Source organism: Phyllobacterium ifriqiyense (genome assembly GCF_030817885.1).
Classification (GTDB): domain Bacteria; phylum Pseudomonadota; class Alphaproteobacteria; order Rhizobiales; family Rhizobiaceae; genus Phyllobacterium; species Phyllobacterium ifriqiyense.
The window spans coordinates 805645-817832 of sequence record NZ_JAUSZT010000003.1; the positions used below are offsets into that span (position 1 = coordinate 805645).

The window sequence follows — 12188 nt, forward strand, 5'->3', positions numbered from 1 at the left end:
TTCTAGCGAAAATTTACGTCGCGGCCCGCTGACCGAAGAGATACGGTGAAGCCCGCAAGAATATCAAAAAACGCCATCGCCATGAGAATGAAGAAGAGTGAGTGCGAAGCGCTTGGCACAAGCAAAAACTCTACGAGAAACGCCACAAACACAAATGTAGAGAGCAGATGATCGACAACTGAGGCATTGCTCGTGCGCGTTGACTTCATGATCTCAAAGAACAGAAGCGCGAGCGACAAAACGATCATCAGGTCGCCGAGCGTCATGACCCAATTGCCACCTGACAGCATCTGCATTGAATAAAGCTGGGTAGCCCAAGGATCAGCGCCACCAATGCCAGCCAATCCGGCAATAACCAGATTGAAGACAATGAGCGGCACGATCATCAACGGTATATTTGAAATCACGAAGCAATCTCCCACAAAAGCCGCTGGCCCCAAAATAAAAGGACCGGCACATGGCCGGTCCTTTTAGCATGCTTTCGAAGGAAAGATCAGCCTTCTTTAGGCGTCAAAACCTGACGGCCACGATACATGCCGGTCTTGAGATCGACGTGATGCGGGCGACGCAGTTCGCCTGAATTCTTGTCTTCGACGTAAGTCGGTGCCTTCAACGCGTCAGCGGAACGGCGCATGCCGCGCTTCGACGGAGAAGTTTTTCGTTTAGGTACAGCCATTGTTCCAGCTCCAGTAATCAGTCAAAATCCGGCACTGGCCCAACTGAGCCTGTCACAATGGACAAAAATCCGGAAAGTTCGGCTGGGCTATACACCGCCAAAGAGCTTTTGACCAGCATGAGTCTCATATTTTTTGTCATGAAGCTGTTAAACGAGGCATTTGACCGCTATTGACGCCTAACCGATGCATCCGACATAGGCTCCTGCGGCCCGCGCGCGCCGCTCATTCACCCTTGCCAGCATTTGCAAGCCACGGCCAGGTTTAGCCGGGTTTCGCATAATAGGATTAGGAAGCGTGACCGCGAGATAGGCGGCCTGACGTGCAGATAGTTTTGCGGCGCTGGTATTGAAATGGTGCTGTGCCGCAGCCTCTATTCCGTAAATCCCCGGCCCCCACTCTGCAATATTGAGGTAAATCTCCATCAAGCGCCGTTTTGGCAGTATCAGATCTGTCATGACTGCCAGCGGAACTTCCAGCCCTTTGCGAATAAATGAGCGGCTGTTCCACAAGAACAGGTTTTTCGCCGTTTGCATTGGAATGGTCGAAGCGCCTCGCGTTTGCTCCCCATCGATTGTATCGGACACGACCGAATTTAATGCGTCCCAATCAACACCGGCATGCGAGCAGAACTTGGCATCCTCGGACATCATAACTGAATTGACGAGGGTTGGCGATATATCATCAATGGAAACCCACTGACGGTCATAACCGGAGAACGTCACGAGGTCCTTGACCATCAAGGTGGAAATCGGATGAACAAAGGGCAATCTGTACAAACACAGCAGAATTAAAGGCAGCATCACCAATACAATGCCGATCAGAATCACATAGCGCATGATGCGCCCTAAAGGCGAGCGTCCCGGATCGACAAGATATCCCCTGCCCCGCTTGTTTCTGACCAAAACCCTTGCCACGTAGACCTTCCGCTTGAATTGCCTCCACGGACATAGAGCATCAGGAAGAAGAAGGGAATTCTTTCTGCAAGAATCTGCATAGCATTTGCCAATTGAGCAGAAAATTTATCTCATGCTTGACCAAAAGACCATTTATTGGTCATTGGGCAACCATGCACGATAATGATTTCTCACTTTTTCAGCTAAGTTTGCAGCAACGGGCAGCATCTGTGGAGATGTTGCTGTCAGAGCTTTTATCCGACCGTCCGCAGAGCGGTGAGATTACGCGCCCACCAAGATTGCTCGCGGCAATGAGACATGGGGTTCTCAACGGCGGAAAACGGCTTCGGCCTTTTCTGGTCATGGAAAGCGCAGCATTGTTTGGCGCCGACAATTCGGCGGCTTTGCGGGTTGCAGCAGCGCTGGAATGCATCCACAGCTATTCGCTCGTTCACGACGATCTGCCTGCTATGGACAATGATGATTTGCGCCGGGGACAGCCCACTGTTCATCGTAAATTTGATGAAGCCGCAGCGATACTTGCCGGTGACAGCCTTCTGACTTATGCCTTTGAACTCGTCGCAAGCGAGGCAACCGAAATCAGCGCTCAGGCGCGCCTCTCGCTCATAACAGAGCTGGCGCGTTCCGCAGGAATTGGCGGCATGACAGGCGGTCAGACGCTTGATCTGGAAGCTGAAAAAGTGAAGCCTGATGAGCAGGGTATCATTCGGCTTCAAGCAATGAAAACCGGAGCCCTTATCAGGTTTGCGTGTGAAGCGGGTGCCATTATTGGCAATGCTGACCAGCGCGAGCGCGAATGCCTTGCCGAATATGGCTCTGCAATCGGTCTGGCATTCCAACTTGCCGACGACCTGCTGGACGTGACTTCTGATGCTGGCAATATGGGTAAGGCGACAGGGAAGGACGTGGCAGCCGGCAAAGCCACACTTGTTTCCATTCATGGGATCGAGTGGACCAAGCGCCAGCTATCAGGTCTTGTCGAGCAAGCGCAGCTTTTGCTTGAACCTTTCGGCGAGAAGGCCGGGCTTTTAAAGGAAGCGGCCCGCTTTATTGCCGAGCGGAAGAACTAGCAGCCTTGCTATTCGGCGGCCTGGCTGCCCTGTCCAAATCGATTTTCGATATAATCTGCAACCATTTTCTGGAATTCTTGAGCGATGCCTACACCACGTAGTGTCGCAACTTTCTTGCCATCGACAAACACTGGTGCGGATGGTGTTTCACCGGTTCCGGGCAACGATATTCCAATATCAGCCATTTTGGATTCGCCAGGACCATTGACGATGCAGCCCATGACGGCCACATTCAAAGCTTCAACGCCGGGATATTTCTCGCGCCAGATCGGCATGTTTGTCCGGATATCGCTTTGAATAGACTGCGCCAGCTCCTGAAATACTGTTGACGTTGTGCGGCCGCAGCCGGGACAGGCAGCAACGATGGGAATAAACTGACGAAAGCCCATGGTTTGCAGCAGTTCCTGCGCCACCTGTACTTCCCGCGTACGGTCTCCACCAGGCTCGGGTGTCAATGAAATGCGTATCGTATCGCCAATACCCTGCTGCAAGAGAATGCCCATGGCGGCTGATGAAGCCACTATGCCCTTTGTTCCCATGCCAGCTTCAGTTAGCCCCAAATGTAATGCATGGTCGCATCGGCGTGCCAGCTCAGCGTAGACAGCAATCAAATCCTGGACCTGGCTCACCTTCGCCGAAAGAATGATCTTTGAGCGCGGCAAACCAATTTCTTCCGCCAATTGCGATGAGATCAAGGCAGACTGGACAATCGCCTCGCGCACAACGGCTTCGGCTGTCAGCGGCGAACCTGCCTCACTGTTTTTATCCATCAGGACTGTGAGCAGTTCCTGATCGAGCGATCCCCAATTAACGCCAATACGCACAGGCTTGTCATAGCGGACTGCCATTTCGATAATGGCACCGAATTGCGCATCTTTCTTATCTTTAAAGCCCACATTTCCGGGATTGATCCGGTATTTTGCCAATGCTTCGGCGCACGCCGGATGATCGGCCAGTAATTTATGCCCGATATAATGAAAATCCCCGACAAGTGGCACATTCAAGCCAAGCCGATCGAGTCTCTCCCGAATACGTGGAACAGCCGCAGCGGATTCATCACGATCTACCGTAATGCGCACAATCTGCGAACCTGCACGTGATAGCGCGGCAACCTGTGCAACAGTTCCATCCACATCCGCTGTATCGGTGTTTGTCATGGACTGAACGACAACCGGGGCACCGCCGCCAACCATAACGCCGCCCACATCGACACCAATCGACGAGCGCCGGGCAAAAGGTTGCGAAATATAGTCGGACATCATCAAGCTCCAAAGATGCTGTTCAGGTGGCGCAGACACGGCCATTTGTCAACACCAAGCAACATTAGCCTATTGCCTCAATGGCTGGCAAAAAAACCGCATGACAAAGTGTTCATGATCGCAATCTAGTAATTTTGCTGCAATGCAATATATTCCCCGCACGGGTCGCAGAAACCTATTGCAGTTCAGGAAGCTTAAATCATGGCCAAAAAGACAGCTATTATTACCGGTTCGAATTCAGGCATTGGCCTTGGGGCAGCACATGCGCTTGCGGCGGCGGGTTATAATGTCGTGATAAATTCGTTTACCGACCGGCCAGAAGACCATGCACTCGCCCAGGAACTTGCCAAAAGATACTCAACTGGTGTTGTTTATATCAAGGCCGACATGTCCAATGGCGCCGACTGCCGCACGCTGGTCGAAAAATCAGCCGAGAAATTTGGCACTGTCGATGTGCTGGTAAATAATGCTGGTATTCAGTTTGTTGCCCCGGTCGATGAATTCCCCGTTGAAAAATGGGATGCCATCATTGCGATCAATCTGACATCTGCCTTCCACACCACTGCCGCCGCCTTACCCCATATGAAGAAGGCTGGCTGGGGCCGGATCATCAATATCGCATCCGCTCACGGGCTGCGTGCCTCGCCTTTCAAATCCGCCTATGTTGCTGCCAAACATGGTGTCATCGGCTTTACCAAGACTGTGGCGCTCGAAGTTGCTGAACAGCACATCACCAGCAATACGATTTGCCCCGGTTATGTACTTACTCCTTTAGTCGAAGCGCAGATTCCAGACCAAATGAAAGCGCATAACATGGATCGTGAAACCGTTATTCGCGACGTTATGCTTGAGAAACAGGCAACCAAGGAGTTTGCGACGGTAGACCAGATCGGTGCTACAGTCGTATTTCTGGCCAGTGATGCCGCCGCACAGATTACAGGAACATCTATATCTGTCGATGGCGGTTGGACTGCTGCATAATGGCCAAGCCCAAAACCATCAATGTTGCCTTACAGGGTGGCGGTTCTCACGGGGCCTTCACCTGGGGCGTTCTTGATCGCATTCTTGAAGACGGCCGGCTGACTATCGAAGGCATCTCCGGCACCAGCGCCGGTGCCATGAATGCCGTAGCACTTGCCGACGGATGGTCACAAAATGGTCCCGAAGGCGCGCGGGCCAAGCTTCACGAATTCTGGCGGGCGGTTGGTCGTAGCGGGCGCTTCAGCCCTGTGCAACGCACGCCATGGGATGTCTTCTTCGGCAATTGGTCTGTCGAAAACGGCATTGGTTACAATATTTTCGAGAATATCACCCGGATGTTCTCGCCTTATGAATACAATCCGCTCAATCTGAACCCGCTTCGCGATCTGGTGGAGAAAGAAATAGACTTCGAACGGGTGAAAGCCTGTTCGGCGCTTAAGCTTTTCATTTCTGCGACGAATGTCGAAAGCGGACGATTGCGGGTTTTCTCACAGAGTGAGCTCAATGCCGATGTCATCATGGCATCCGCATGTCTTCCCTATATTTTCCAGGCTGTGGAAATTGACGGCCAACCCTATTGGGATGGTGGTTATGGTGGCAACCCGGCCTTGTTTCCGTTTTTCTATTCCGGCGCCAGTGAAGATGTACTCCTGATCCAGATCAATCCTATCGAGCGCAGAGGAACACCGCAGACGGCCCGCGATATTACCGATCGCATTGACGAGATTACCTTCAATGCCGCGCTTCTACGGGAATTCCGCTCAATTGCCTTTGTCAACTCGCTGATCAAAGCGGGCAGAATCGAGCATGGGGAATACCGCAACATTCGCATGCACAGGATTGATGCGGACGAAGCATTGGCAGGCCTTTCGGCCTCATCCAAAATCAACGCGGAATGGGCTTTTCTCGAATATCTTCGCGATCTTGGCCGGGCAGCGGCCGAAGACTGGCTTGAAGAACATTTCGACGCAATCGGCGAACACGAAACACTCGACCTTTCAGATGAACTTGCGCCGGAAATGAATATTGGCTTGAAGAAGAAGAAGCCTGGCAGACGGGTTACCGACTTCCTCATTCAGCGCAAAAAGCCAGCCGCCTAGAGCAGTTTTTGACGAGGTTTCATAAACAAACTTGCTCTAATTCTTTGCCCGATCGGCGGTAGCGGCAAGGTTAGCCATCAGAAAAACGACAATGAGCAGCGCGGCGAGCACCATATAGATAGGGCCGAAACCTGTGCGTCCACCGACGAATCCGATCGCTGAAGGCGCTACCAATATTCCCGAATAGCCCATCAGCGTTACCATGCTAAGCGCTATGCCGGATGATGTGCCCGGTTGATTGCCTGCGGCGGAAAAGGCGATCGGTACCATATTTGCAATGCCGAGACCCGAAAATGCAAAGGCGAGAATTGCTATCCATGGCGTCGGTGCAATGCTCGCGACCAAAAGTCCGGAAGCGCCAATGAGAGCGGAGATGCGCAAGGTTCTCACAGCGCCAAAACGGTTACGCACGCCATCGCCAAGGAACCTCATAATTGACATTGTGCCCGAGAATGCAGCGAATGCGAGTCCGGCGGTTGCTATATCCGCCCCTTTTTCCTGCTGCAGATAGAGGGCGGCCCAGTCGAGAACCGATCCCTCAGGGACCATGGAGAACAAGGCCATCAGTCCAATAAGATAAATCAGCGGATTGGTGGGGAAGGAGAGCTTCTGCTTTTCATGAACGACCGGTTTATCTTCAGTGATCATATGCCGGAACGCCACCAGTCCCAGAACAATTGCAATCGCCGTCACCACAATTGCGTGGATCAAATGTCCCTGCGCTTCGATGAGGAAGCCGCCGAGAGCACCTCCCGCAAAACCGCCAAGACTCCAAAAGCCATGCGAGGATGACATGACGGCACGCGATAGTTGTTTTTCGACCTCAACTGCATTGGCATTCATCGCAACATCCATGGCGCCAATGACGGCACCAAAAAGGAAGAGCGCCGGTGCTGCGGTGATGAGATTCGGCGCCAGGGCAACCAGAAGAAGCGAAAACGAACAAAAGAAGGCAAAGCCTTTAACGACGGCACGCGAACCAAACCTGCCTATCAGATAGCCGCACCAAGGCATGGCAACGAGCGCGCCAACTCCGAAAATCAATATCATCAGACCGAGCGTAAATTCGCTAATATTCAAACGCGTCATGAATACTGGTATTTGTGGTGCCCAACTGCCGACGAGGAAACCATTGAAGAAAAACGCGCAGGCAACAGCCCAACGGCCATATACGGCACGTTTGCGATAAACAGAAGCATCCATTGATTTCACAGCCATACGAAAATTGCGGTCGCCCGAACTTTTAAATCGATTTAATTTCCTGTCAAATCACTCTTTTTGATCATATATGAACAAAATTGAGATGAATTCTGCGCAATCGACTCATTCATAGACGATCATTAGGTCCTTTGCATCGATTTGATCGCCTGAACGAACAAGCACTTCTGCGACCACCCCGTCACGCTCCGCACGCAGTGCAGTTTCCATCTTCATCGCTTCAATCGATAGAAGAACGTCACCCGCATTAACTTTCTGGCCTGCCGAGACACCAACAGTCGATACAATGCCCGGCATTGGCGCGCCAACATGCTTCTCATTAGTAAGCTCTGCCTTACGTCTTACGCCGGCACCGCTAGCCCCGTGGGTTCTGTCAGGAACTTTGACGCGCCGCGGTTGGCCATTCATCTCAAAGAAGACCGTGCGCATGCCCTTTTCATCCGTCTCGCCCACGGCTTGATTGCGCACAACCAGGGTCTTCCCACGTTCAATGGTAAGAAAGACTTCCTCTTCCTGTCCCAGACCATAAAAATAGACAGGCGTTGGCAAGACGCTGGTTGGACCATATGTATTGTGCGTCACAGCAAAATCAGTGAACACTTTGGGATACATCAGATAGGACGCAAATTCCTGATCGCTGATTTTGCGCTCCAGCTTCTCTTCGATTTCCTTGCGTTCCGCAGCAAGATCCGCAGCCGCCAGCAACGCGCCGGGACGCTCGGTAAAGGGCTTCTCGTCCTTCAATATCTTTTTCTGGATTTCCTTTGGCCAGCCTTGTGGCGGTTGGCCCAGATCACCGCGCATCATCGAAACAACGGAGTCGGGAAAAGAAATATCCTTCTCCGGATTCTTCACGTCTTCGACCGAAAGATCCTGGCTCACCATCATCAGAGCCATATCACCAACAACCTTCGATGACGGCGTTACTTTGACGATATCGCCAAACATCTGGTTGACATCCGCATAGGCTTGCGCGACTTCGTGCCAGCGCGTTTCCAAGCCAAGCGAGCGGGCCTGTTCTTTGAGATTGGTAAACTGACCACCCGGCATTTCGTGCAGATAGACTTCCGAGGCAGGCCCCTTCAAGTCACTCTCAAATGCGGCATATTGCGTGCGCACAGCTTCCCAATAGAACGAAATCCGGCGAATCCATTCTGGATCAAGACCCGGATCACGTTCCGTTCCTTTCAGCGCTTCCACAATGGAGCCAAGGCAAGGCTGTGAAGTATTCCCTGAAAGCGCATCCATAGCGGCATCGACCACATCGACGCCAGCATCCACCGCCGCCAGAACAGTGGCCGCGGCAATGCCGGACGTGTCATGGGTATGGAAGTGTAATGGCAAATCCGTAGCTTCTCGCAAAGCCTTGAAAAGCACCTTGGCGGCGCCTGGCTTCAATAGACCAGCCATGTCCTTGACCGCTATGATATGCGCTCCGGCCTTCTCCACCTGCTGTGCCAGAGCAACATAATATTTGAGATCATATTTCGGTCGGGCGGAGTTTAGAATATCGCCCGTGTAGCAGATCGCGGCCTCACAAAGCTTGTTCTCCTCCAGCACTGCATCCATGCTCACGCGCATGTTTTCGACCCAGTTCAAACTGTCGAAAACGCGGAATACATCAATTCCACCGCGTGCGGCCTGTTGGACAAAATACTTTACAACATTATCCGGGTAACTTTTATAGCCAACCCCATTGGCTCCCCGCAGCAACATCTGGAGCAGGATGTTTGGCGCCTGCTCCCGGATTTCCGCCAGCCGCTCCCAAGGATCTTCCGTCAAAAACCGCATTGACACATCAAACGTCGCGCCGCCCCAACATTCCAGTGAGAAAAGTTGTGGCAGAGCGCGCGCATAAGTGCCTGCAACACGCGCAATATCATAGGTGCGCATACGTGTAGCAAGCAACGACTGATGGCCGTCGCGCATGGTGGTATCGGTGAACAAGACGCGTTTTTCGTTGCGCATCCATTCCGCGAATTTTTTCGGCCCTAACTGATCAAGAAGCTGTTTTGTCCCATCCGGAATAGGCGTTTCGATAAATGGAACGCGCGGCAATGCTGCCTCGGCAGGCGGGACTGCCCGTCCCTTGGTTTCTGGATGGCCGTTCACAGTCACATCAGCAAGGTAGGTCAGAAGCTTGGTCGCACGGTCCTGACGTTTAACTTGCTCAAACAGTTCTGGCGTCGTGTCGATAAAATTCGTTGTGTAAGTATTATCCGTGAACTTGGGGTGGGTAATGATTGCTTCTAGAAATGTCAGGTTCGTTGCAACACCGCGAATGCGGAACTCCCGCAAGGCACGATGCATGCGGTGGATGGTTTCCTCAGCGGTTGGAGACCAGGCGGTGATCTTCTCGAGCAGCGGGTCATAGAAGCGTGTGATGACTGCGCCGGAATAGGCAGTTCCACCATCAAGACGTATGCCGAAGCCCGTTGCCCCGCGATAGGCAGTGATACGGCCATAGTCGGGAATGAAATTCTGCTCCGGATCTTCCGTTGTGATGCGGCATTGCAAGGCATGACCATTTAGCCGGATATCTTTTTGGGCAGGAACCCCGGATTCCGGCGTACCAATCGTTGCGCCCTCAAGAATACGGATCTGCGCTTTGACAATATCAATACCGGTTACTTCTTCAGTAACCGTGTGTTCGACCTGAATACGCGGATTCACTTCGATGAAATAGAATTCATTGGTATCTGCATCCATCAGAAATTCGATGGTTCCAGCACCGATATAGGCCGTCTCCTTGGCGATCTTCAGGCCGTAATCGGCGATCTCCTTGCGCTGTTCCTCACTGAGATAAGGCGCTGGGGCACGTTCAACCACTTTCTGGTTACGTCTCTGAATCGAGCAGTCGCGTTCGAACAGATGAACCGCATTTCCATGCGTGTCGCCCAATATCTGTACTTCAACGTGTCTGGCGCGCTGGACCAGTTTTTCCAGATAAACTTCGTCTTTGCCAAAGGCTGCTTTGGCTTCGCGTTTGCCTTCGGTGACTTCACGGGCAATATCCTCCGGCTTGAAGATGGCCCGCATGCCGCGACCGCCGCCGCCCCAAGAAGCTTTGAGCATCACCGGATAGCCGATCTTCTCCGCCATCTCCTTGATGGTATCCATGTCATCCGGCAAAGGTTCCGTTGCAGGCACAACCGGGACACCAATTTCAATTGCCAGATTGCGGGCAGCAACCTTATTGCCAAGGCGGCGCATGGTTTCAGGCTTTGGGCCGATAAATGTTATGCCGGCTTCTGCGCACGCATCAGCAAATTCCGGGCTTTCTGACAAAAGTCCGTAGCCAGGGTGGATTGCATCAGCACCCGACAGCCGCGCTACCCGAATTATTTCTTCAATCGACAGATAACTCTCGATTGGTCCCATATCCTTTGCCAGATGCGGACCACGACCAACCTGATAGGATTCATCAGCCTTGAATCGGTGCAAGGCAAGTTTGTCCTCTTCCGCCCATATCGCCACGGTTTTCATGCCAAGCTCATTGGCCGCACGGAATACGCGGATGGCAATTTCTGATCGATTGGCGACGAGGATTTTCTTGATGGGCAAAATGAAAACTCCGGGCGAGAAGCAAATCAAAATTGATTTGAGGTTTTTAAGACGGCTGAAAGATTGCTGCAGTGCAAACAATACATATTGATCACAGGAACAGGAAATTTCCAATAGCAAAATGCCCGGTACAAGACCGGGCATTCGCTAATGTCAAAAGCAGGAAAATTACTGCTGTGTATAGGTATACTTGCCGTCTTCGCCCTTCTTCCATTCGTACATGACGTAGCCTGGAAGCTTTGGATCGCCCTTTTCGTCGAAAGCAATATCACCGAGCACAGTCTTGAATGGTCCTTTTTCCTTCATCGTCTTGGCGACGGTTTCAGGATCATTGGACTTGGCAAGTGTTGCTGCTGCGGCAATAACCTGCGTCGCTGCGTAGGAATACAGCGTGTAAGCTTCTGGTTCGAAGCCCTGTGCGCGGAATTTCTCAACGAGTTCCTTGTTTGCAGGATCCTTGCTTGGATCTGGACCGAACGTATTCAACGTGCCTGCAACTGCATCACCAGCAATTGAAGCCAATTCGTTCGATACGATGCCGTCACCGGAAATGAATGTAACTTTCAGGCCCTGATCGGCGAGCTGGCGAATGATCAGACCAGCTTCCGTGTGCAGACCGCCCCAATAAAGAACAGTTACACCAGCTTGTTTCGCCTTGGCGATAAGCGCGGAGAAATCCTTGTCGCCAACATTGACACCTTCATAAAGGGCTTCGGTTACACCCTTTGCATTCAGTGTCTTCTTGGTTTCGTCAGCAAGACCCTGGCCATATGGTGTCTTGTCATGAACGACAGCGATTTTGGCATCCTTGAACTTTTCGGCAATGTAACCGCCGGCAACGACGCCCTGCTGGTCATCACGGCCGCATGTACGGAATGTGTTCCACAGACCGCGTTCAGTGAATACCGGGTTGGTCGCAGCTGGTGTGATTTCCAGAATGCCGTTTTCCGCGTAAACTTCAGAAGCCGGGATTGAAACGCCGGAGTTGAAGTGACCGACAACAAACTTCACGCCGTCTGCAACAAATTTATTGGCAACCGAAATACCCTGCTTTGGATCGGAAACGTCATCGCCGAGCGAAAGCTTGATCTGCTCGCCATTTACGCCGCCAGCGGCATTGATTGCCGCAACGGCTGCCTCTGCGCCCTTCTGCAGCTGCGCACCAAATGCAGCATTCGGGCCGGTCATTGGGCCACCAACACCGATTAGAAGGTCAGCATAGGCGTTGCTGCTCAGAGCGAGCATCGCAGCGAATGCAACGCCTGAAAACAGTGACTTCTTCATTTGAAAACTCCCATTTTTCTAGGTACTTACCAAACCCCTCGCGACGATTTTTGGCATCGCTTAAGACTACATTTGCCGATTTTCCGGCGGTTGTCACGCTGATTCATTTCGCATCAGCGGG

At 52.2% G+C, this 12188-nt stretch carries 10 protein-coding genes; 3 read left to right on the forward strand and 7 right to left on the reverse strand.

Annotated features, from left to right (window positions below; translation table 11 throughout):
- Nucleotides 1-2: 2 nt before the first annotated feature.
- From QFZ34_RS11495 to mtgA, 3 genes are all read right to left on the reverse strand, one after another.
- The gene (locus QFZ34_RS11495; RefSeq protein ID WP_115054288.1) at nucleotides 3-407 is read right to left on the reverse strand and encodes a hypothetical protein; all 405 of its coding nucleotides are present in this window, start codon (nucleotides 405-407) and stop codon (nucleotides 3-5) included.
- Nucleotides 408-493: 86 nt separating this feature from the next.
- Entirely contained in the window at nucleotides 494-676 is a 183-nt protein-coding gene (rpmF, locus tag QFZ34_RS11500; protein WP_008121851.1) for a 50S ribosomal protein L32, read from the reverse strand.
- Between the two features lie 177 nt (nucleotides 677-853).
- Nucleotides 854-1513 carry a monofunctional biosynthetic peptidoglycan transglycosylase gene (gene mtgA / locus QFZ34_RS11505; RefSeq protein WP_162802612.1) on the reverse strand — a complete coding sequence of 220 codons (660 nt, stop codon included), beginning with the start codon at nucleotides 1511-1513 and terminating at the stop codon, nucleotides 854-856.
- A 230-nt stretch (nucleotides 1514-1743) separates the two neighbouring features.
- Here mtgA and QFZ34_RS11510 point away from each other — a divergent pair, with 230 nt between their 5' ends.
- Entirely contained in the window at nucleotides 1744-2661 is a 918-nt protein-coding gene (locus QFZ34_RS11510; protein WP_307280994.1) for a polyprenyl synthetase family protein, read from the forward strand.
- An 8-nt stretch (nucleotides 2662-2669) separates the two neighbouring features.
- Here QFZ34_RS11510 and ispG read toward each other — a convergent pair whose 3' ends face one another.
- Nucleotides 2670-3920: a flavodoxin-dependent (E)-4-hydroxy-3-methylbut-2-enyl-diphosphate synthase gene (gene ispG, locus QFZ34_RS11515; protein ID WP_370878840.1), complete on the reverse strand. Its 1251-nt coding sequence runs from the start codon at nucleotides 3918-3920 to the stop codon at nucleotides 2670-2672.
- A 201-nt stretch (nucleotides 3921-4121) separates the two neighbouring features.
- Here ispG and QFZ34_RS11520 point away from each other — a divergent pair, with 201 nt between their 5' ends.
- The gene (locus QFZ34_RS11520) at nucleotides 4122-4901 is read left to right on the forward strand and encodes a 3-hydroxybutyrate dehydrogenase (protein WP_307280997.1); all 780 of its coding nucleotides are present in this window, start codon (nucleotides 4122-4124) and stop codon (nucleotides 4899-4901) included.
- Nucleotides 4901-6001, forward strand: coding sequence for a patatin-like phospholipase family protein (locus QFZ34_RS11525; RefSeq protein WP_307280999.1), 1101 nt, complete (start codon nucleotides 4901-4903; stop codon nucleotides 5999-6001). Before QFZ34_RS11520 ends, QFZ34_RS11525 begins: the two co-directional genes overlap by 1 nt.
- A gap of 36 nt (nucleotides 6002-6037) precedes the next feature.
- Here QFZ34_RS11525 and QFZ34_RS11530 read toward each other — a convergent pair whose 3' ends face one another.
- From QFZ34_RS11530 to QFZ34_RS11540, 3 genes are all read right to left on the reverse strand, one after another.
- Nucleotides 6038-7219: an MFS transporter gene (locus tag QFZ34_RS11530; RefSeq protein WP_115054763.1), complete on the reverse strand. Its 1182-nt coding sequence runs from the start codon at nucleotides 7217-7219 to the stop codon at nucleotides 6038-6040.
- A 105-nt stretch (nucleotides 7220-7324) separates the two neighbouring features.
- Nucleotides 7325-10783 (reverse strand): pyruvate carboxylase, encoded by a 3459-nt coding sequence (gene pyc / locus QFZ34_RS11535; RefSeq protein ID WP_307281002.1) that lies wholly within the window; start codon nucleotides 10781-10783, stop codon nucleotides 7325-7327.
- Between the two features lie 168 nt (nucleotides 10784-10951).
- Complete coding sequence (locus QFZ34_RS11540; RefSeq protein WP_115054291.1) at nucleotides 10952-12067, reverse strand: branched-chain amino acid ABC transporter substrate-binding protein; 1116 nt, start codon at nucleotides 12065-12067, stop codon at nucleotides 10952-10954.
- Between the last annotated feature and the right edge of the window lie 121 nt (nucleotides 12068-12188).

Excerpts from the sequence above, each read along its gene's own strand:
- rpmF (WP_008121851.1), bottom strand. The coding sequence starts at position 676 with ATGGCTGTACCTAAACGAAAAACTTCTCCGTCGAAGCGCGGCATGCGC.
- ispG (WP_370878840.1), bottom strand. The coding sequence starts at position 3,920 with ATGTCCGACTATATTTCGCAACCTTTTGCCCGGCGCTCGTCGATTGGT.
- QFZ34_RS11520 (WP_307280997.1), top strand. The coding sequence starts at position 4,122 with ATGGCCAAAAAGACAGCTATTATTACCGGTTCGAATTCAGGCATTGGC.
- QFZ34_RS11510 (WP_307280994.1), top strand. The coding sequence starts at position 1,744 with ATGCACGATAATGATTTCTCACTTTTTCAGCTAAGTTTGCAGCAACGG.
- mtgA (WP_162802612.1), bottom strand. The coding sequence starts at position 1,513 with ATGCGCTATGTGATTCTGATCGGCATTGTATTGGTGATGCTGCCTTTA.
- QFZ34_RS11530 (WP_115054763.1), bottom strand. The coding sequence starts at position 7,219 with ATGGCTGTGAAATCAATGGATGCTTCTGTTTATCGCAAACGTGCCGTA.
- QFZ34_RS11525 (WP_307280999.1), top strand. The coding sequence starts at position 4,901 with ATGGCCAAGCCCAAAACCATCAATGTTGCCTTACAGGGTGGCGGTTCT.
- QFZ34_RS11540 (WP_115054291.1), bottom strand. The coding sequence starts at position 12,067 with ATGAAGAAGTCACTGTTTTCAGGCGTTGCATTCGCTGCGATGCTCGCT.